This is a genomic window from Nitrospirota bacterium, from assembly GCA_016212185.1.
In the GTDB taxonomy this organism is placed as follows: Bacteria; Nitrospirota; Thermodesulfovibrionia; order UBA6902; family DSMQ01; genus JACRGX01.
In genome coordinates this window covers 56425-75117 of the sequence record JACRGX010000002.1, presented here as the reverse complement: position 1 = coordinate 75117, position 18693 = coordinate 56425, and the positions used below count along the sequence as shown (strand labels likewise).

The following is an 18693-nucleotide window of genomic DNA, read 5'->3' as shown; positions in this document are numbered from 1 at the left end:
GGGATTTTAAAAATCGAAAAGGAAATTAACAGTTCTTCTTCCGGCAAGGCATATTTTCTTAAAAAGAAAAAAGAGGAATTGATGAAAGAGGCGGTAAACAAGAGGATTAATGAATACGGTCAAGAGAGTTTCGAGATATTTAAAAGACTTAGTTGCGAGGCGCGGATAAACAAGTTGCTGCCAAAAGAAGTAACCGAAAGAGAAGATGATATGGTTTTTAATTCAGCATTTTTAGTTGATAGGGACAAAGTCTCAGAGTTTATACACGCGGTAGATGACCTTAAGACAAGATATAACGATAAGGGCTTAAATTTTGACTGTACTGGCCCCTGGCCGCCTTATAATTTTTGTAATCTTTCAAAGGGAAAAGAGCAAAGTGGATAAAAGGATTAAAACCTTACAGGATAAAGATAGTTATTTAGATATTCAAAAGGAAAGAAGAATTACTCTCGTTGAAGTTTTGGATAGGGTTTTAGATAAAGGTGCAGTTGTATCCGGGGATATAGTCATTTCCATAGCCGATGTAGATCTTATATACATCGGATTGAAGGTTTTAGTTAGTTCTGTAGAGACTATGGAGCGACTAAGAGGAGCCCCTTTTTCGGGCGCAACTGAGGAGCCAACATAAAATGGATAAACCATCTATAGTAATCACAGTTAAAGACATAGAAGAAGTCAAAGATGTTAATCCTGAGAGGATTAATATTGACCCTAAAAATGTTGAAAAAGGCTTGGCAAAATTAGTCCTTACCATTGTGGAATTACTTCGGCAGTTAATAGAAAAACAGGCAATGAGAAGGGTAGAGGCAGGTTCTCTAACTGATGAGGAGATTGAGCGGGTCGGTGAGACATTGATGAAGTTAGAGAATAAGATGAAGGAATTGAAAGATATTTTTGGGCTTAAGGACGAAGAGTTAAATCTAAATTTAGGGCCTTTAGGAGATTTGCTATAAAGGGAGAAGATGTGTATGTATAAAGAAGAAGCCAAAATAAATTGTCAAATATTTCAAAAGCAAGAGCCAGTAATAAAGGATGTTACGGATAAAATTAATAAGGCAAAGGGAGTACAAGAAAAAGCGAGGTTTGCAGAGAAGCTGCAAGAAGAAGTAGATGTGCTTCTTTCTTGCACGGACTATAAAAGCGAAAGTTTAGACTGCAAGAATTGCCGTTTTATCGCAAACTTACGTAAGAAGACCACAGGCTTAATTATAAGAGCTAAAAAGTTGGTATAAAGGAATAGAAGTTTTATAAGAAACAGGTGGAGATATGAAACTAATCGTCATTCCTGCTTGTCAGGAATCACTCTTTAAGAAAGATTCCGAACAAGTCGGAATGACAGACTGAAAAACTTTTGACAATACGAACATAAGACAAAGAAGGAGGTATTTTATGGCTGAACAAATGACGCATGCAATTCAAGCTACCAATCTTGCTGATATCTTAGAGAGGGTCTTGGATAAAGGAATAGTGATTGCCGGAGATATAAAGATTCAGCTTGCTGATGTTGACCTTCTCAATATTAAGATAAGGCTACTGGTTTGTTCTGTTGATAAGGCGATGGAAATGGGTATAAATTGGTGGCAGCAGGATTCTTATTTATCCACTAAAGCCAAAGAGACTGAGAAAGGGAAAGAGAATATAGCGCTTAAAAAACGATTGGATCGCCTGGAAGAAAAACTAAAGGCGAAATAACTTATTCTGCTATGAGAACACTGATTTATGTCCCGGTTATTCACACAAGCGCTGACCTTGGCTCTTTGGCAAAAGATGCAACGGAAAGAGGGATCACGGATTTAGGAGAAAAGGTTTGGAAAGAACACCAGAGGACAGTTGAAGGTTTCTGGGATGTCATAATGGATTATTTTACTTCTGTAGATGCATCCGGAATGAAAATATATCAAGATGGGATGGTAGCCGGAGGTGAAATAGGACGGCAGATAGTTGAGGAAATAGCTAAAAGTGGGAGTAAAAACCATGAGTTAGTTTTAAGTCTCCTTAAAAGAGGAGCTATTTTAGTTAAGACAGAGGTTTTTAAACTGGTTAAGGAAGAACGCGATAGACTGCTTGCTATAACGCAGGCAAGGTCAATTATACACAAAATAACAGCAGTTATAAGATATAAATTACTCAAAAATAGACTCTTAAATAAAAGAGATAATTATATAGCCAAAAGAATAGAAGAGACCCTAAATGATGGTGAGGTAGGAATTATTTTTATCGGCGCTTATCATAACCTCAAAGAGAAACTTCCTAAAGACATTCAAATTAAAGAAATAAAGGATATAGAAAAGGTAAGAGAATATCAAAAATTACTACCTTTTTGTAATAAGAATAGAGAGCGGTTTGAGGAATTAGGTAGATATCTTATTTCTAAAGTAAAATAAGGAGGTTTTAGAATTTGAACCAATGTGGTTATCATAGAATTCAAAGGAGGAGAAAATGCACCTAAAAGAGATAAAAGAAAAGGCAAAAAAATTGGGAATAGAGCCTAAGAGTGGGACGAAAAAGGAAGTTTTAATACACTTTATTCAGACTGCGGAGGGTAATTCCCCTTGCTTTGGTACAGCTAAAGACTATTGTGACCAATGGGGATGCTGTTTTAGGGATGACTGTTTACCTGAGTAAGTAGATTTTAGGTTTAACTTATACAAAGTCAGATTGCTGTGCTTCATAGATTTATAGATTTCAATACTGAATTGATTATATCTGCCGGAAATCCTTTGCGCTGAAGCGCCCTCCAGAGTTTTTGTTTTATGGTATTTTTCTGTTGCCCCTTCAGATTTTTTAATTTTTTTTCGGCAAGTCTCAGCGCCGCATCCTGTTCCTCCTCATCCGTAAGCCCGGAGAGGGTTTCTTTGATTAAGTCTTTTTCAATGCCGCGTTTTGAAAGCAGCATTTTTATGCCCTGCCTGCCGAGATTTTTCCTTTCCAGAGCAGTGCGGAGGATCTGTCTGGCAAGCGTTTCGTCTTTTATAAATTCTGTGTTTTTAAGATAACTAATGACCCTTTCAGTTTCTCCTTGCGAAAAACCTTTTTTACCGAGCTTTTCTACGATTTCTTTTCTGCTCCTTGAACGATAACTGAGAAGCTTGAGCGCATAAGCCTTTGCCTTAAGGTATTCTGCCTCAGGGGAGTCGTCTGCTTTTCTGATTTTCCTACCGCGAGAACCGTTCAATCTCAGTTTTTTTCTTGTCTTTGGATGTATCTGTTTTTTCTTCTAATGACTCGCCGGTGGTTTGAACGCCTTTTACTTTGAGGGCAAAGTCATCGGCATTGGTAGCGCTCTTCAGAGCGTCTTCATAACTGATTAGTCCGTTTTTATACAGCGCAAGAAGAGACTGATCAAATGTCTGCATTCCATACTGGCTGAAGCCCTGCGCAATAATATCGTTAATAGACTTTGTCTTTTCAGGGTCTTCTACACAGCTTCTTATGGTGGCTGTTGCCACTAATACTTCAACGGCAGGCACCCTTCCTTTGCCGTCGGCGCGGGGCAGAAGCCTCATGGATATAATAGCCTTGAGAATGGATGCGAGCTGAAGCCTTACCTGTTTGTGCTGGAAAGGCGGGAAGACGGATATAATCCTGTTTATGGTTTCTGCGGCGTCTACGGTATGCAGTGTGCTTAAAACCAGATGTCCGGTCTCTGCAGCTACAAGGGCAGTCTGGATTGTCTCAAAGTCGCGCATTTCGCCGACGAGGATGACATCTGGGTCCTGTCTTAATGCCGCCCGGAGCGCCTTGTTAAATGATTCAGTATCATTGCCTGTTTCTCTCTGATTGACGATGCTTTTTTTATCTTTATGATAAAACTCAATCGGGTCTTCAATTGTCATTATATGGCATGTCCGGTTGGAATTAATATGGTCAATCATGGCGGCCAGGACAGTGCTTTTACCGCTTCCAGTGGTTCCTGTAACAATGATAAGCCCCCTCGGCTCCAGGGCTATTTTTTTTAACACGGCAGGGAGGTTGAGCTGTTCCATTTTAAGGATTTCCATTGGAATGACCCTGAAGACAATTCCTGCACTGCCCCTCTGCATAAAGCAATTGCATCTGAATCTGTTGTGATCCGGATCGCTGTAAGCTATATCAATGTCATTTCTTTTCTTAAAGACCTCTTTCTGGGCATCTGTCATCAGTGAAAAGGCAATGTCCATGGTATCCGCGGAAGTGAGTTCTTTTTCACCGGTCATGAAAGATAATTCGCCGTTTATCCTGATAATAGGAGGCGTGCCTGCTTTTATGTGGAGGTCAGATGCGCCTGCCTGAACAGCTTTTTTAAGAAGTGTGTTTATAGTATTTAAAGGCATGCTTTAAAATTAAAAAAAAATTTCATTTTGATATTTTTATTTTAGCTTATTTCTTTAAATTATACGCCTGAAACAGTTTTGATTCAATATCTTTTGCTATTTCAGGATTTGTCTTCAGGTATTCCCTTGAGTTTTCCCTGCCCTGTCCTATGCGGCTTCCGGCATATGAATACCATGCGCCGCTTTTTTCAATTATTCCCTTTTCAACGCCTAAGTCTACGAGTTCTCCTGTCTTTGAAATGCCCTCGTTGAAATATATATCAAATTCCGCCTGCTTGAAAGGCGGGGCCACCTTGTTTTTTACAACCTTTACCCTTACCCTGCTTCCTACAGACTCCTGAGCGTCTTTGATATTTTCTATCTTCCTTATGTCAAGCCTGACCGAGGAGTAAAACTTAAGCGCATTTCCGCCTGTTGTAGTCTCGGGATTTCCGAACATGACGCCTATTTTCATACGTATCTGGTTAATGAATACTACAGTCGTCTGGCTTTTTGAAATTGCCCCGGTCAGTTTTCTCAGCGCCTGGCTCATAAGCCTTGCCTGAAGACCGGGCAGGCTGTCTCCCATTTCTCCCTCAATCTCTGCCCTGGGGACGAGCGCTGCTACGGAATCTATTACAATAATGTCCAGCGCGCCGCTTCTCGTAAGCGTCTCTGTAACTTCAAGCGCCTGCTCACCTGTGTCGGGCTGGCTTACCAAAAGGTCTTTTATTTTTACCCCGAGTTTTTCTGCGTAGCTCACATCAAGGGCATGTTCGGCATCAATAAATGCGGCGGCTCCGCCTTTTTTCTGCGCCTCTGCGATTGCCGTAAGAGCAAGAGTGGTTTTTCCCGAAGACTCAGGGCCAAAGATTTCAATTACGCGTCCCCTCGGATAACCGCCTACGCCCATTGCCGTGTTTAATCCAATGGAACCGGAAGGGATAATGGATATTTCAACCGCTTCCTCAGCGCCGAGCCTCATTATTGCGCCTTTACCGAATTGTTTTTCTATCTGAGAGATTGCCACTTCAAGGGCTTTTGCCCGTTCTTTGTCTGCCATGTAGCCTCCTGTTTAAATGGATAGTAAGCGTATTCCCCGTGGTCTTGCCACGGGGTCAAGCGAGCGAATATAATAAAAATTCCTTACATTAGATTCCCTGTGGTCTTCCACAGGGAAGATCAATTTGGGATTTATTATAACTCAAATAAAATTATAAATGAATAGCGCGCGTATTCCCCGTGGTCTTGCCACGGGGTTAAGCGAGCGAATGTAATAAAAAGAAATTCCTTACATTAGATTCCCTGCGGTCTCTGCCGCAGGGAAGATCAATTCTAATATTTTAATTCTGACCCAGAAGAACCTCTGCAAGTCTTGTATATCTTGAGCCTGAAGGATGGAGTTCGCTGTTCATTAAAGACAGTGACTTAATGTCTATTGCACCGAAGCTGTCATTTTCGTGCAATTTTATTTGTTTGAGAAGATTTTCTTTGCCTGTCAAAGACCTGAACCTGCCGAGTGTAAGATGCGCCGTGAATTTTCTATCCTTCTGCTCAACCCCTATTTTTTCCATGCCGTGCTCAATATCTTTCTGAAGCCCTTTAAGAATGCCGTCTCCTTCTGCCCCGACCCATAAGACCCTTGGGGAATTTATATTCGGGAATATGCCTATACCTTTAATCTCAAGAATAAAAGCCGGATATTTTTTACAGACATCAGTCATTGAATTTATTACCTTTAGTGTATCCTTTTCATTTACGCTTCCTAAAAACTTCAGCGTAAGGTGTATGTTGTCAGGATGGACCCATCTCACATCCGCCCCGAATTTTTTAAACTTATCCTGAAGGCTGCGCAAGGCAGATTTAATTTCATGGGACAGCTCTATTGCAATAAAACACCTTATACCTTTAGATGTTTCCATAAAAACTCAATTGCAGCCATTGACGCCTGTTTTTTTATTTCTTCCCGGTCCCCTTTGAACCTGAATTCTCCGGCATAAGTCAGCTTTCCGTATGAAAGTGCAATGTACACAAGCCCCACAGGTTTGTTCTCCTTTGAATCAGGACCTGCTATGCCTGTAACTGCAAGCCCTATTTTTACATTTCTCAATTTTTTTACAGCCCTTGCCATTGCCTTTGCAGTTTCAGGGCTGACTGTACTGTATTTACTGATAAGTTTTTCAGAGAGGCCCAACAGCCTGACCTTTGATTCAGGCGAATAGCATATCACAGCGCTGTCAAAGTATGCAGAGCTTCCCGGCGCATTGGTAATCATATGCGAGAGCAGTCCGCCGGTGCAGGATTCGGCAATGGCGAGGGTGAGGTTTTTCTCAGCCAAAAGCTTCCCGATTTTTTGTTCAAGGGATTTCATTTCGCTTTTTTGTCATTGCGAGTCCCGATTTATCGGGGCGTGGCAATCTCATTTCAAATCGTTCAAGTTTGTTTAAATTGTTTAATTGAATTTAACGGCTTAAACAATATTAAACCATTTTAGACAATATCATGTATATCTGCAGACAAATGTTTGCATAAACCCCTGCCAAAACATCGTCCAGCATAATCCCCAAACCTCCGGGGATTGTAATTTCCAATCTCCTTATCGGAGGCGGTTTCAGTATGTCAAAAAACCTGAACAGAAAAAACGCCGCTGCAAGAAAAGCTGTTTCTTTTGGAACAAAAAGGACAGACACAAAGTAACCGCAGAGTTCATCAATGATTATGTGCGTGTTGTCTTTGCCGAGGATCTTTTCCGCATTATCCGAACATATCACACCTAAAATGAAAAGGAGTATAGAGGTTAAAAGAAGCCATAGATCGCCGGGTTTTAAAAAAATAATCGCCAGAAAGCCTGCTGCAGAGCCCCATGTACCCGGGGCAACAGGCAGATAGCCGATGAAGCCGAGGGTGGCGATTGATTTATAGAGCTTGTCAAATTTCATGAGTATTAGTAAATGTATTTAGCATAAGGCACAGCAGCCTGAAAAAGCTTTAGGGCAGCACATTTGAGGTCATGCTGCCTTTTAGTAAATTGCTCTATTAAAAAAACTATAAAATTTGCAGCATGACATATAATAATCGTTGCTGCTTTCTAAAGATTTTGAAGGCTGCTGTGCCTTATGCTAAATACTAAGTGCATTTTTTTCAATCCTCTTTAACAATCTTATACGAATGCGTTATCTTTGCCGCCTTGCCGAGCGTTGCGCCGACAGAACAGTATTTCTCAAGTGAAAGTTCAACCGCGCGTTTTACCGCGTCTTCGGAAATGTCTTTGCCTGTAACAACATATTCAATATGCAGGTCAGTGTAATAATGCGGGTCAGTCTCAGCTTTTTCGCCCTTTACATAAATCTCAAATTTCCTTACATCCTGTTTTTTCTTTCTTAAGATTGAGATGACATCCATCCCCGAACAGCCGCCGAATGCCATCAGAAGAAGCTCCATGGGTCTTGAACCGGTATTATTCCCTCCGACATTTTGCGTGCTGTCCATAACTACCGCATGTCCTGAATCTGCAGTGGCAACAAATTGCATCCCGTCAACAAGGGTAACTTTTGCATTTGCCATTTTTCTGTCTCCTTGCAAAAAATAATTCAAACTCTAAAGAATATACCATTTTTTGTATTGTTTGTTTCAATAAAGCCTTAAAGTTTTTCCCCACCTAAATCTTCAGTAATAAGTTTGAATTGCTCTATCGCTGATTCAAGGTCTTCAACAATTTCGCAGGCGATGATGTCGGGTTCGGGTAGATTTTCGGAATCTTCAAGGCTTTTGTCTTTGAGCCAGAAGATGTCGAGGCTTGCTTTGTCACGGTTTATTAGTTCTTCGTAATCAAATGCACGCCAGCGTCCATCAGGATTTTTCTCTGACCACTAATCTTAACCTCTTAACTCCTCTAAAATCTTCTCTAATGCTGTAAGCGGGTCGGCTTGTGCCAGGACCGCTCTTCCTATGACGATGTAATCAGCGCCGAGGTTTAGCGCCTCCTTTGGAGTCATAGTCCGTTTCTGGTCGTCCATAGGCGCCCACGAGGGTCTGATTCCCGGAGTGACGATTAAAAATCCTTTTCCGCAGTGCGACCGTATTGACTCAATATCTTCAGGGGATGCAACAACACCATCAAGCCCTGCCTTGAGCGCAAGCCCTGCAAGGTGTTTAACCTGCGTTTTCATCCTTTGCCCTATCCCGAGTTCGTCTGTCAGCGTTTTCTGGTCAATGCTTGTGAGAATTGTTACGCCGAGTAGTCTTGGTTGTGGAATATTGTGTTTAAGGGACATTTTTGTAAGTGTGTCTGCTGTCTGCTTCATCATCTCAAGCCCTCCGAGAGTATGAACATTGAACATGAAGACCCCGAGCCTTGATACCACTGACGCAGTTTTTGATACCGTGTTTGGAATATCGTGATATTTCAGGTCAAGAAAGACCTTTTTCCCTATTGAATTAATTTCTTCAATTATTTTGGGACCGACTGCTGTAAAAAGCTCGGAGCCTACCTTAAAAATATCAATGTGGTCTTTGAATTTGTTGACGATGCTCATGGCATCATCAAAATCCGATACATCAAGGGCAAGGATGATTCGTTCACTGTTCACTGTTCACCGTTCACTGTTATATTTTTGGCAGCGTTATCCCCTTCTGCGCCTGATATTTCCCGGCCTTGTCTTTATATGAAACCCTGCACATCTCCTCTGCGCCTAAAAAAATAACCTGCGCAATGCCTTCGTTTGCATATATTTTTGCAGGCAGGGGGGTTGTGTTTGAGATTTCAATAGTGACATGGCCTTCCCATTCAGGCTCAAGCGGCGTTACATTGACAACAATGCCGCACCGTGCATAAGTGGATTTGCCAAGGCAGATGACTATAACATCCCGCGGGATGTGGAAGTATTCAACGGATGTAGCAAGCACAAAGGAATTAGGAGGGATAATGCAGACGTTCCCTTTAAAATCAATAAGGCTGTTTGGGTCAAATTTCTTCGGGTCAATTATTGCTGAATTTACATTAGTGAAAATCTTGAACTTATCGGTTATCCGCATGTCATAACCATAGGCGCTTATGCCGTAGGAGATTACGCCTTCACGCACCTGATTTTCCGCAAAGGGCGTTATCATCCCCTTTTCAGCCATCTCTTTAACCCAGCGGTCGTTTTTTACCATAAGTTTCTCCGGAAGGTCTAAAAGATTAACATAAAGTTTTGACTATTTACAAACAGTTGACAAAGTCAAAAACTATAGTCAAAAAATTATAATAGAAAAAGTAAATATTTTAATATAAAATAAATGGATAGCGAGCGTATTCCCCGTGGTCTTGCTACGGGGTCAAGCGAGCGAATATGATAAAGAAATTCCTTACATTAGATTCCCTGTGGTCTCGCCACAGGGAAGATCAATAATAATTACCGAGAGGGAGGTGTTTAAAATGGGTATCGCTGCAGTAAGGAAAATAAATCCGGAAGATTACATCCTTTCCGTGCTTTCTCCTGAGGACAGGCTTGATGCGGCATTTAAAGTGGCTGCAGAAGCATTTAGAAAGACTAAGCTGACAATGAAAGACATTGATAATGCAGTTAAGACGGTAAGGAGAAAAACCTACGGGAAAAAGAAATAAAATAGTTATTGATACCGGTTACCGTTTGACCTTCAGATATTAACGCCACAAAAATTTTTAGAAATTGTTTAAACGAACCAAATAAGCAATACCCCAATCCACTCCTTGCACAAACCCATTATAAAAAATTCTTATAGTACCTATAAGATATAATGAATTTTATGCTGCGGTAAATCTTTTTAATAATGATCTCGGTCTTAACGCAGACCTTGTTACGGCAATGAGTGAAGACCTTGTTGTAACTGATACTGATAATTATAGTCAGGGCAATAACATTCAGGCAGATTGTCTGATAGTCCTTACTTCAAGCAATCATCTTCATCTTCAGGCAGGCTCGCCGTGCATTGACAAGGGTGTGAATACTGCTCCATCACTGCCGGTTACAGATTGTGACGGGGAGGCGAGGATAATCAACAGTGCAGCGGACATTGGCGCTGATGAGTATCCGGAACAATGCACAGATAATGATGGAGACGGATATGCAGCAGAAGGCGGTACTTGCGGTCCTGTGGATTGTGACGACAGTAATCCTAATGTCTTCCCCGGCGCTGTGGAAGGGCCGTTTGGCGACCCTGCATGCAGTGATTTAATTGACAATGACTGCGATGGGGCAATAGATTCTGCTGACAGTAATTGTCAGGCAGTTGACCTTATTGAAATATCTGTAACCAATCCGCCTACAACTGCTGCAGCCGGGAGCAGTTTTAAACTTAGTGATACAGTTAAGAATCAGGGGAATATAGCCTCAGGCGTATCTACAACGCGCTATTACCTTTCCACTAACAAGTACATAAGCGCTAAAGATAGACGCCTGACCGGCAGCAGGGCGGTGCCTGTACTGAACCCGGGCGAAACCTCGCGCGGTATAAGAAGTGTAACTGTGACTATTCCGGCAAATATGCCTCAAGAGACATATTACCTCCTTGCCTGCGCGGATGACACAAATGCAGTGATTGAAAGCAACGAGAGGAATAACTGTAAGGCATCTGGCACAACTGTGCAGGTTACACCATAACTTAATAAATTATTCAAGGGAGACCATTTTTGACAAGGGAATGGTTTCCTTTTTTTTGCTTCGGCTTTGCCGATAAAGCGTAATACCCCAAACATTCTTTCAAACACCTTCAAAATTCAGGCGGCAGATTTTTCCTGTTTTACTTTTTCATGGAGCCAGATTTTTATCAGGGCGCTCCTGTCAACTCCTATCTTTTTGCGCACATCGTCAATCTCTTTGACAAGAGATTCTGCAATATCCAGCGTGATGCGCACTTTTTTGCCGTGACGGACCACTACAGCCTTAGACATATCTAAAAGGTCATGAATGTCCTCTCCGGCATCAAAACGCCTGTCAAATTCTCTTGTGCTTTTAGCCGGTTTTTTCTTTGTCATTGCTTTTAGCATCAATCTATTCTCTATTTCAGCTTCTCCATGAGCATCTCTTTAATATGCACGGCGATTTTTCTTTGACTTAAAGGCAGAAACTTCCCGAGGTCTAATTTCAGTATCTTCTGGTCAAAGACGCTTATCTTGCTAAAAACATCTTCACGCGTAACTTTTTCCTTGTAGAAGGACATCTTCTTGTCAGTCATTATCCAGTCAATTTCTGTTCCCTTTGAGAGAAGATACCAGATGTCAAACAGGTCCCTGCCTTTTGCCCTGTGCATCAATGCCCTGATTTTTTCCGCGAGGACTTCTTCCCATGAAAGACATTTTATAACAGGGTACGGGCTGACAGGAAACAATGTCTCAAGAACGATGTCTTTCTCTGTTAGCGGTTTTTCCCTTAAAGAAAACTCCAGATGGATATTGAGCGGGAATTTCATTTCATCAGTCTTATATTTCAAAAAACCTGTGAGGCTGTTGATGTTGGTTTTGACCTGACGGAGTTCTGCGGCGGGCACGATGAGGTTTATCCCTCTGATAACTCTGGCGAGAATTTTTTTTAACTCATCAGGAGTTCTCAGAGAGGTAAAGTCCAGGTCTTCAGAAAACCTGAATGAATTAAGAAGCAGTCTGAGGGCTGTGCCGCCTTTGAAATATATCTTAGAGCTCTCTTTCTGCTCATAAAGCTCTGACAGAAAGAGAATTTGCAGATATTCCCTGATAACAGAGAATTCATCAATGGCAAATTTCTGCGCCAACTCCCTGATTTGTTCTTTACTGAGCATATTTTTAACAGATGCTTAGTGATTTAAAGTAATTCCTAAATATCCTGCTCTCAATTTTCTCAGACAGTTTTTTAAATCTCTTTTTATCAATATTATTCAGTACCCATTCTTCGGGATGTATTACTATCCTTCCGTAACCGGCAAAAAAAATAGTGTCAATAAGCGCTTTCTCAGGCGTTGAGATAATAAAGCCTTGTTCTCTGATATAGTCGGAATAATACTTCTGATTCAGATGCGAATAAGTGAATTCCCTGTTCCCGGCATGAATCTTCTTTGCCCTTTTGGGTGTGACAGAGGTTATGGTCTGAGGCGCCTGCAGCAAGATGCCGTAGAACGCTAACGCCGATTCCAAAGAGATGTATGAAGGCTTGTAGAGAAAGTTTGCCGTCTCAAAGTCATCGGGTTTACTGTCCTTTAAGCAGTAAACCCCTTTGGTTATTCTTTTCAGAATACCGTCCGATGTCAGTCTGTTTGCCTGTACATAGGCGGTGTTGTCGCTCTCAATCCGCAGGAGTTTTTTCAGGTCATTCAAACTGAATATATCCCTTTTGGATTTTTGCAATGTCAGCAGGGACTCTATCTTTTTCATAGATTATCCTTATAAGCAATATCCTTATTAATATTGTAAAGAATAATGGATATATAGTCAAGTATGGAGCCAGATTTTTATCAGGGCGCTTCTGTCAGCCCTTATCAGTTAATTTTATACCCAGCAAAAAGAAATTAATTTGACACTAAACTTTACACTGTGGTAAAGTTTAAAGCCTTCTAAACTCATCACTGCAACAATAATGATACAAGTATTTACCCTGCGTATCATGGAGGTTTGGTGCTGCCTATGGCTCGTGGAGAAGTATTGTTGGATGTAGAAAAAAAATTAAATGCACTTCTTAATAAGCATATTGCAGAAGAAGGAAACATTATCTCCATACTCCAGGATATAGAAGCGTCGCTCGGCTATATTTCTGAGGATGCGGTAAACTGGGTTTCAAAGAAACTTCAAATCCCTGCAAGCAGGTTCTTCGGCGTTGTAACTTTTTATGCGCAGTTTCATCTAACGCCGAGGGGCAAAAACATCATAACAGCCTGCTGCGGCACGGCCTGCCACGTGAAAGGCTCTGAGAGGCTTCTGAACGGAGTGAGAAGGGAGCTTAGCTTGTCAGATGACGAGGACACCACAAAGGACAAAGAAATCACAGTGGAAAAGGTTAACTGTGTCGGCGCCTGCAGTATTGCGCCTGTATTTATAATCAATAAAAAAGTTTACGGCAAATCATCTGCGGACAAGCTGATTAAAGAGATAAAGACGCTGAAAGGCGTCAAAGGTGAAGATGAGTAACACCATTATAAAGGTGTGTATGGGAACTGGCGGCATTGCCGCCGGAGGCGCTGAGGTGCTGGATGCCTTTAACAAGGAGATTAAAGCGGCAGGCATAGACGCCGTGGTGCAGAAAAACTGTTCCATGCACAAAGTCGGCTGCCGCGGACTCTGCGCAAAGGACGTGCTGGTAGATGTGATTATCAATGATGAAAAAGTAACGTATCAATTTATAAAGCCTGACATGGTTCTGAGGATTGTCACAGAGCACATAATTGGTAAAACCGCTGTTCAGGACTGGGTTGCAGGTGAGGATTATCATAATTTCCATAAAAAGCAGTTTAAGGTTGTGCTTGCTGACTGCGGCAGCATAGACCCCGAGGATATTGACGCATACACGGCAGTCCGCGGTTATGAAGCGGCAAAAAAAGTTTTAACTGCAATGACGCCTGAAGAGGCGATAGGCATTATTAAGGATTCAGGATTGAGGGGCAGGGGCGGAGCGGGTTTTCCGACAGGGCAGAAATGGGAGATATGCAGAAAGAACCAGTCCGCTCAAAAATATATTATCTGTAATGCGGATGAGGGCGACCCCGGCGCATTCATGGACCGGTCTGTTATTGAAGGCAATCCCCATGCGGTCATTGAAGGCATGGTTATCGGAGCCTATGCGATTGGCGCTGACAAGGGCTATGTTTACATAAGGGCAGAATATCCTCTTGCAGTTGAAAGGCTGAAACTGGCGCTATCTCATGCAAAGAAAAAAGGCTTTTTAGGCAAAAATATAATGGGCACGAAATTCAGTTTTGATATAAAGGTAAAGCTCGGCGCCGGCGCATTTGTATGCGGAGAAGAAACAGCGCTGATTGCGTCTATTGAGGGACAGCGCGGCATGCCGAGGGCCAAGCCGCCGTTCCCCGTATATCAGGGGCTCTGGGAAAAACCGACGGTAATCAACAATGTGGAGACATTTGCCAATGTCCCTGTCATTATTAGAAACGGCGCCAAGTGGTTTGCCTCTTACGGCACTGAGAAATCCAAGGGCACAAAGGTCTTTGCATTGACAGGGAAGATTAAGAATTCAGGTTTGATAGAAGTTCCGATGGGCATTCCGCTAAGGGAAATTATTTATGACATAGGCGGAGGCATAGAGGGCGATAAGGCATTCAAGGCAGTGCAGACAGGGGGGCCTTCCGGCGGCTGCATACCGGCATCACTGCTGGATACGCCGGTGGATTATGAATCCCTTGCCAGGGTCGGCTCTATTGTCGGCTCCGGGGGAATGGTGGTCCTTGATGAGACAGACTGCATGGTCAATGTCGCGAAATTCTTTCTTGAATTTACGCAGGCTGAGTCGTGCGGGAAATGCGTGCCGTGCAGGATAGGGACCAAGAGGCTTCTTGAGATTTTAACGAGGATTACAAAAGGCGAGGGCAGGGAGGGCGATATTGCAGTTCTTGAACAACTGAGCCGGGATGTAAAATCAGCATCCCTCTGCGGTCTCGGACAAACTGCGCCCAATCCCATTCTCAGCACTCTAAATTACTTTAAAGATGAATATATAACTCATATAAAAGACAAGAAATGTCCGGCAGGCGTCTGCAAAGACCTGCTGACGTATTCTGTCCTGGCAGAGTTCTGCAAAGGCTGCGGCGCATGCCTCAGGGTCTGCCCGGCAGGCGCAGTGACCGGTGAGAAGAAGAAACTGCATACAATAAATGCTGATATATGCATAAAATGCGGTGCATGCTTTGATGTATGCAAGTTTAAGGCAGTGCAAAAAGAATAAATAGGGTTAGAGGATTCAAGGATTCGAGGGTGCGAGTAAACTATAAAATTCGTTATAAGTTATTAGTTATTAGGATAACGAATAACTTAGAGCTAAAAATCACTTGAATCCTTGACCGCTTGACCCCTTGAACCCTTTGAAAGGTTTAATTATGGTAACTTTAACGATAGACGGCAGAAAGGTGACGGTTCCGGCAGGGACTAATATCCTTTCTGCGGCAAAAAAAATTGATATTTCCATCCCGGCGCTCTGTCATCATCCCAAGCTGACGGCCTTCGGGGGGTGCAGGCTTTGCCTTGTGGAGATTAAAGGCATGGCAAGACCTGTAACGTCATGCACTACCCCTGTAAGCGAGGGCATGGAGGTGACTACAACAAGCCCCAATCTTGAGGGATTGAGAAAGACTATTCTTGAGTTAATCCTCTCAGACCACCCCAATGACTGTATGGTATGCGAAAAGGCAGGGGACTGCATGCTTCAGGAGCTTGCTTATTTTTACGGTATCAGGGAAAACAGGTTTGAAGGGGAAAGAAGAATCTACAAAAAGAGAGACGGCAACCCCTTTATTGAAAGAGACCTTGAGAAGTGCATAATGTGCGGCAGGTGTGTGAAGGCTTGCGATGAGATTGAGGGGGTTGCAGCCATAGATTTTGGATACAGGGGATTCAGTTCAAAGATATGCACGCCTTTTGAGAAAGACCTTATGTGCGAGTTCTGCGGGCAGTGTGTTGCAGTTTGCCCGACCGGAGCGCTGACAGGCAAGATGTGGGAACTTAAGGGAAGGCAGAAGGACATAAAAGAGATTGATACAACCTGTCCGTACTGCGGGTGCGGATGCAGTCTGACGCTTCACGTCAGGAAGAATGAGATTGTGCGGATTACATCAAGGGAAGACACTATAAATGAAGGATGGCTGTGCTCCAAGGGAAGGTTCGGGTATCAGTTTGTGGGAAGCGGTGACAGGCTCACAAAACCGCTTATCAGAATAAAGGATAAAAAAGAGGGTTCAAGGATTCAAGGATTCAAGGATTCAAGTGAAAAACTCGACCCCTCAACCCCTCGACCCCTCGACCCCTTTTCAAGTTTCAGAGAGGCTTCCTGGGATGAGGCGCTTGATTATATTGCAGAAAAATTAAAGGCAGTAAAAGAAAAGCACGGTCCTGATGCAATAGGAGGGCTTTCATCTGCAAGATGCACAAATGAAGAGAACTATCTGTTCCAGAAATTTATCAGGGCAGGCCTCAGCACGAACAATGTAGACCACTGCGCAAGGTATTGACACAGCGCAACGGTGGCCGGTCTGGCTACAGTCTTCGGCTCAGGAGCTATGACAAACTCCATTCCTGAGATTGAAAACAATGATGTTATTTTTATAATCGGCTCTAATACTACTGAAACCCATCCTATTATCGGGCTTAAGATGAAAAAGGCAGTGAGAAACGGCGCAAAGATTATTGTCGCCGACCCGAGGAGGATTGATATTGTAAGGTTTGCAGATGTATGGATTCAGCATAAATCAGGCACAGATGTAGTGCTGCTGAATTCTATGATGCATGTGCTTCTTAAAGAGGGACTGATTGACAGGGTGTTTATACTCGTTCGTACAGAGGGATTTAGTGAATTTAAAGAAAGCCTCAGCAAATATACGCCTGAATATGCCGAAAAGATTACAGGAGTTCCAAAGCAAAAAATAATTGACGCCGCATTGCTGTACGGCAGGGCGCAGTATCCTGCCATATATTACACTATGGGCGTAACACAGCATTCACACGGCACTGAGAATGTCTATGCAATTGCAAATCTGGCCCTTATGACAGGAAATCTCGGCATGGAAAGCACCGGCGTCAACCCACTCAGGGGGCAGAATAATGTACAGGGAGCTACGGACATGGGGTGCATTCCTAATCTCTATACAGGCTATCAGAGGGTTGATATGCCGGCCGTCAGGACCAAGTTTGAAGAGGCCTGGAACGCAAAGCTTTCAGACAAGCCCGGAATGACTGCGACGGAAATGACCGGTGCTGCGCTTGACGGAAGACTGAAGGCGTTTTATGTTATGGGTGAAAATCCTGTGATGAGCGACCCTGATATGAATCATACGGTAAAGGCATTAAAGAATCTTGACTTCCTTGTTGTTCAGGATATATTTATGACAGAGACGGCGGCGCTTGCAGATGTGGTATTGCCTGCGGCGAGTTTTGCGGAAAAAGAAGGGACTTTTACCAATACTGAAAGAAGGGTGCAAAGGGTAAGGAAGGCATTAAATCCTCCCGGAGAGGCCAGAGAGGATTTATGGATAATTTCAGAGTTAAGCAGAAGGCTTGACTTTGTTATGAAGTATAATTTCGTGGAAGAAGTCTTTCAGGAAATCGGAAACGTCTGGCAGACTGTCAAAGGCATTACTTACGGAAGGATTGATAAACACGGAATTCAATGGCCCTGCCCCACGCTGGACCATCCCGGGACTCCGTATCTTTTTAAAGGAGGCTTCCCAAAGGGAAAAGCGGTGTTTACTGTGGTAGAATACAGGCGTTCACAGGAACTTCCTGACGAAGAGTATCCGTTTCTGCTTTCTACGGGAAGGCAGCTTTTTCATTATCACACCGGTTCAATGACGAGAAGGGTAGATGCATTAAATGCTGTTGCCCCTGAGGCATATGTTGAACTGAACCCTGAGGATGCCGGCAGGCTCGGCATTACCGAAGGGCAGGCGGTAAAGGTATCTTCAAGGAGGGGGGAGATAGAAATCAAGGTGCAGATTTCAGAAAAACCTGTAAAGGGAATGGTGTTTATACCATTCCACTACAGGGAGGCAGCAGCCAATGTCCTTACAAATACCGCCCTTGACCCTGTGTGTAAGATACCTGAGCTGAAGGTATGTGCGGTGAAGATAGAAAAGTTAAGAGTTAAAAGTTAAGAGTTAAGAATTTCCTTAATTTCGTCATTCCGCCCCGATGTATCGGGAATGCGGAATCCAGAAAGTTGTTTCCTGGATTCCCGCTTTCGCGGGAATGATAACATATTATGCAGAGGGGGTATTATGATTAAGCCGGCGATATTAAAACAGCAGGTCCTGCTTGAAGACATTGATGAGGCAGGGCTTGAAAGCATTGCGAAGATAGTAAAAAAGCTGTCTTTTAAAAAAGGCGAATATCTTTTTAAGGAAAAGGAAGAGACAAAAGGGCTCTATCTCATACATTCCGGGAAAGTAGAAATTTCCAAGGTCACTCCTGACGAATGGAAACAGACACTTGCCATTCTGGGGACAGGCCATTTTTTAGGAGAGCTGTCAATACTTGAAAAAAGACGGCATGAGGCAAATGCAGTCGCGCTTGAAAATACGGAGATATTTCTGATACCAAAAGAAGATTTTGAAAAAATGGAGAAGGAGAATCTTGTCCTTGCCGTAAAGATAACGAAGAAGATGCTTTTAATCATATGCAAAAATTTAAGGCGCATGAACGAGAAGTTTTTAGGTATGCTGATAAGCTACTAAAGAACATTGTTCAAAGAGTTTAAAT

The 18693-nt window shown here is 42.8% G+C and carries 25 protein-coding genes; 13 read left to right on the top strand and 12 right to left on the bottom strand.

Annotated features, from left to right (window positions below; translation table 11 throughout):
- The 7 genes from HZA10_00490 to HZA10_00460 all read left to right on the top strand — a co-directional run.
- Positions 1 to 384, top strand: a 384-nt coding sequence (locus HZA10_00490) for a GvpL/GvpF family gas vesicle protein (GenBank protein MBI5194780.1), incomplete at its 5' end; no start/stop codon positions are given.
- A gap of 4 nt (positions 385 to 388) precedes the next feature.
- A complete protein-coding gene (locus HZA10_00485) occupies positions 389 to 628 on the top strand; it encodes a gas vesicle protein (protein ID MBI5194779.1) in 240 nt (79 codons plus the stop codon).
- A 1-nt stretch (position 629) separates the two neighbouring features.
- Entirely contained in the window at positions 630 to 953 is a 324-nt protein-coding gene (locus HZA10_00480) for a gas vesicle protein K (GenBank protein MBI5194778.1), read from the top strand.
- A 15-nt stretch (positions 954 to 968) separates the two neighbouring features.
- On the top strand, positions 969 to 1232 hold the full coding sequence (locus HZA10_00475; protein MBI5194777.1) for a hypothetical protein: 264 nt from the start codon (positions 969 to 971) through the stop codon (positions 1230 to 1232).
- Between the two features lie 157 nt (positions 1233 to 1389).
- Entirely contained in the window at positions 1390 to 1692 is a 303-nt protein-coding gene (locus tag HZA10_00470; GenBank protein ID MBI5194776.1) for a gas vesicle protein, read from the top strand.
- An 11-nt stretch (positions 1693 to 1703) separates the two neighbouring features.
- Entirely contained in the window at positions 1704 to 2384 is a 681-nt protein-coding gene (locus tag HZA10_00465) for a hypothetical protein (protein MBI5194775.1), read from the top strand.
- Positions 2385 to 2439: 55 nt separating this feature from the next.
- Positions 2440 to 2625, top strand: a complete 186-nt coding sequence (locus HZA10_00460) for a hypothetical protein (protein ID MBI5194774.1) — start codon at positions 2440 to 2442, stop codon at positions 2623 to 2625.
- Between the two features lie 43 nt (positions 2626 to 2668).
- On the opposite strand, the gene HZA10_00455 is transcribed toward HZA10_00460, so the two are convergent.
- The 9 genes from HZA10_00455 to HZA10_00415 all read right to left on the bottom strand — a co-directional run bounded on the left by HZA10_00455 (position 2669) and on the right by HZA10_00415 (position 9446).
- Positions 2669 to 3175: a regulatory protein RecX gene (locus HZA10_00455; GenBank protein ID MBI5194773.1), complete on the bottom strand. Its 507-nt coding sequence runs from the start codon at positions 3173 to 3175 to the stop codon at positions 2669 to 2671.
- Positions 3156 to 4313 (bottom strand): PilT/PilU family type 4a pilus ATPase, encoded by a 1158-nt coding sequence (locus HZA10_00450; GenBank protein ID MBI5194772.1) that lies wholly within the window; start codon positions 4311 to 4313, stop codon positions 3156 to 3158. The genes HZA10_00455 and HZA10_00450 overlap by 20 nt, the downstream gene beginning before the upstream one ends.
- 46 nt (positions 4314 to 4359) lie before the next feature.
- Positions 4360 to 5355, bottom strand: coding sequence for a recombinase RecA (gene recA, locus HZA10_00445; GenBank protein ID MBI5194771.1), 996 nt, complete (start codon positions 5353 to 5355; stop codon positions 4360 to 4362).
- Positions 5356 to 5635: 280 nt separating this feature from the next.
- Positions 5636 to 6214 carry an RNA 2',3'-cyclic phosphodiesterase gene (gene thpR, locus HZA10_00440; protein MBI5194770.1) on the bottom strand — a complete coding sequence of 193 codons (579 nt, stop codon included), beginning with the start codon at positions 6212 to 6214 and terminating at the stop codon, positions 5636 to 5638.
- A complete protein-coding gene (locus HZA10_00435; GenBank protein MBI5194769.1) occupies positions 6193 to 6663 on the bottom strand; it encodes a CinA family protein in 471 nt (156 codons plus the stop codon). Before HZA10_00435 ends, thpR begins: the two co-directional genes overlap by 22 nt.
- 109 nt (positions 6664 to 6772) lie before the next feature.
- Entirely contained in the window at positions 6773 to 7231 is a 459-nt protein-coding gene (locus HZA10_00430; GenBank protein MBI5194768.1) for a phosphatidylglycerophosphatase A, read from the bottom strand.
- Positions 7232 to 7433: 202 nt separating this feature from the next.
- Positions 7434 to 7856: an OsmC family protein gene (locus HZA10_00425; GenBank protein MBI5194767.1), complete on the bottom strand. Its 423-nt coding sequence runs from the start codon at positions 7854 to 7856 to the stop codon at positions 7434 to 7436.
- 311 nt (positions 7857 to 8167) lie between these two features.
- Entirely contained in the window at positions 8168 to 8881 is a 714-nt protein-coding gene (gene pyrF, locus HZA10_00420; protein MBI5194766.1) for an orotidine-5'-phosphate decarboxylase, read from the bottom strand.
- Between the two features lie 16 nt (positions 8882 to 8897).
- Positions 8898 to 9446 carry a dCTP deaminase gene (locus tag HZA10_00415; protein MBI5194765.1) on the bottom strand — a complete coding sequence of 183 codons (549 nt, stop codon included), beginning with the start codon at positions 9444 to 9446 and terminating at the stop codon, positions 8898 to 8900.
- A 262-nt stretch (positions 9447 to 9708) separates the two neighbouring features.
- On the opposite strand from HZA10_00415, the gene HZA10_00410 reads away from it, so the two are divergent.
- Both HZA10_00410 and HZA10_00405 read left to right on the top strand, forming a co-directional pair.
- Positions 9709 to 9897 (top strand): hypothetical protein, encoded by a 189-nt coding sequence (locus tag HZA10_00410; GenBank protein ID MBI5194764.1) that lies wholly within the window; start codon positions 9709 to 9711, stop codon positions 9895 to 9897.
- 220 nt (positions 9898 to 10117) lie between these two features.
- Positions 10118 to 10912, top strand: coding sequence for a hypothetical protein (locus tag HZA10_00405; protein ID MBI5194763.1), 795 nt, complete (start codon positions 10118 to 10120; stop codon positions 10910 to 10912).
- A 116-nt stretch (positions 10913 to 11028) separates the two neighbouring features.
- On the opposite strand, the gene HZA10_00400 is transcribed toward HZA10_00405, so the two are convergent.
- Genes HZA10_00400 through HZA10_00390 form a run of 3 tightly spaced genes read right to left on the bottom strand, consistent with a single transcriptional unit; the run spans position 11029 to position 12654 of the window.
- Complete coding sequence (locus HZA10_00400) at positions 11029 to 11286, bottom strand: CopG family transcriptional regulator (protein ID MBI5194762.1); 258 nt, start codon at positions 11284 to 11286, stop codon at positions 11029 to 11031.
- A gap of 23 nt (positions 11287 to 11309) precedes the next feature.
- A complete protein-coding gene (locus tag HZA10_00395; GenBank protein MBI5194761.1) occupies positions 11310 to 12065 on the bottom strand; it encodes a nucleotidyl transferase AbiEii/AbiGii toxin family protein in 756 nt (251 codons plus the stop codon).
- A gap of 4 nt (positions 12066 to 12069) precedes the next feature.
- Positions 12070 to 12654 (bottom strand): hypothetical protein, encoded by a 585-nt coding sequence (locus HZA10_00390; GenBank protein ID MBI5194760.1) that lies wholly within the window; start codon positions 12652 to 12654, stop codon positions 12070 to 12072.
- 249 nt (positions 12655 to 12903) lie between these two features.
- Between HZA10_00390 and HZA10_00385 the strand changes: the two genes are divergently transcribed.
- The 4 genes from HZA10_00385 to HZA10_00370 all read left to right on the top strand — a co-directional run bounded on the left by HZA10_00385 (position 12904) and on the right by HZA10_00370 (position 18668).
- On the top strand, positions 12904 to 13404 hold the full coding sequence (locus HZA10_00385; GenBank protein ID MBI5194759.1) for an NAD(P)H-dependent oxidoreductase subunit E: 501 nt from the start codon (positions 12904 to 12906) through the stop codon (positions 13402 to 13404).
- Positions 13397 to 15172 (top strand): NADH-quinone oxidoreductase subunit NuoF, encoded by a 1776-nt coding sequence (locus HZA10_00380; GenBank protein MBI5194758.1) that lies wholly within the window; start codon positions 13397 to 13399, stop codon positions 15170 to 15172. Before HZA10_00385 ends, HZA10_00380 begins: the two co-directional genes overlap by 8 nt.
- A 151-nt stretch (positions 15173 to 15323) precedes the next feature.
- Positions 15324 to 18089: a formate dehydrogenase subunit alpha gene (fdhF, locus tag HZA10_00375; GenBank protein MBI5194757.1), complete on the top strand. Its 2766-nt coding sequence runs from the start codon at positions 15324 to 15326 to the stop codon at positions 18087 to 18089.
- Positions 18090 to 18212: 123 nt separating this feature from the next.
- The gene (locus tag HZA10_00370; protein ID MBI5194756.1) at positions 18213 to 18668 is read left to right on the top strand and encodes a cyclic nucleotide-binding domain-containing protein; all 456 of its coding nucleotides are present in this window, start codon (positions 18213 to 18215) and stop codon (positions 18666 to 18668) included.
- Positions 18669 to 18693 lie beyond the last annotated feature (25 nt).

Excerpts from the sequence above, each read along its gene's own strand:
- HZA10_00480 (MBI5194778.1), top strand. The coding sequence starts at position 630 with ATGGATAAACCATCTATAGTAATCACAGTTAAAGACATAGAAGAAGTC.
- HZA10_00475 (MBI5194777.1), top strand. The coding sequence starts at position 969 with ATGTATAAAGAAGAAGCCAAAATAAATTGTCAAATATTTCAAAAGCAA.
- HZA10_00470 (MBI5194776.1), top strand. The coding sequence starts at position 1,390 with ATGGCTGAACAAATGACGCATGCAATTCAAGCTACCAATCTTGCTGAT.
- HZA10_00465 (MBI5194775.1), top strand. The coding sequence starts at position 1,704 with ATGAGAACACTGATTTATGTCCCGGTTATTCACACAAGCGCTGACCTT.
- HZA10_00460 (MBI5194774.1), top strand. The coding sequence starts at position 2,440 with ATGCACCTAAAAGAGATAAAAGAAAAGGCAAAAAAATTGGGAATAGAG.
- HZA10_00450 (MBI5194772.1), bottom strand. The coding sequence starts at position 4,313 with ATGCCTTTAAATACTATAAACACACTTCTTAAAAAAGCTGTTCAGGCA.
- recA (MBI5194771.1), bottom strand. The coding sequence starts at position 5,355 with ATGGCAGACAAAGAACGGGCAAAAGCCCTTGAAGTGGCAATCTCTCAG.
- thpR (MBI5194770.1), bottom strand. The coding sequence starts at position 6,214 with ATGGAAACATCTAAAGGTATAAGGTGTTTTATTGCAATAGAGCTGTCC.
- HZA10_00435 (MBI5194769.1), bottom strand. The coding sequence starts at position 6,663 with ATGAAATCCCTTGAACAAAAAATCGGGAAGCTTTTGGCTGAGAAAAAC.
- HZA10_00430 (MBI5194768.1), bottom strand. The coding sequence starts at position 7,231 with ATGAAATTTGACAAGCTCTATAAATCAATCGCCACCCTCGGCTTCATC.
- HZA10_00425 (MBI5194767.1), bottom strand. The coding sequence starts at position 7,856 with ATGGCAAATGCAAAAGTTACCCTTGTTGACGGGATGCAATTTGTTGCC.
- HZA10_00415 (MBI5194765.1), bottom strand. The coding sequence starts at position 9,446 with ATGGTAAAAAACGACCGCTGGGTTAAAGAGATGGCTGAAAAGGGGATG.
- HZA10_00410 (MBI5194764.1), top strand. The coding sequence starts at position 9,709 with ATGGGTATCGCTGCAGTAAGGAAAATAAATCCGGAAGATTACATCCTT.
- HZA10_00405 (MBI5194763.1), top strand. The coding sequence starts at position 10,118 with ATGAGTGAAGACCTTGTTGTAACTGATACTGATAATTATAGTCAGGGC.
- HZA10_00400 (MBI5194762.1), bottom strand. The coding sequence starts at position 11,286 with ATGACAAAGAAAAAACCGGCTAAAAGCACAAGAGAATTTGACAGGCGT.
- HZA10_00395 (MBI5194761.1), bottom strand. The coding sequence starts at position 12,065 with ATGCTCAGTAAAGAACAAATCAGGGAGTTGGCGCAGAAATTTGCCATT.
- HZA10_00390 (MBI5194760.1), bottom strand. The coding sequence starts at position 12,654 with ATGAAAAAGATAGAGTCCCTGCTGACATTGCAAAAATCCAAAAGGGAT.
- HZA10_00385 (MBI5194759.1), top strand. The coding sequence starts at position 12,904 with ATGGCTCGTGGAGAAGTATTGTTGGATGTAGAAAAAAAATTAAATGCA.
- HZA10_00380 (MBI5194758.1), top strand. The coding sequence starts at position 13,397 with ATGAGTAACACCATTATAAAGGTGTGTATGGGAACTGGCGGCATTGCC.
- HZA10_00370 (MBI5194756.1), top strand. The coding sequence starts at position 18,213 with ATGATTAAGCCGGCGATATTAAAACAGCAGGTCCTGCTTGAAGACATT.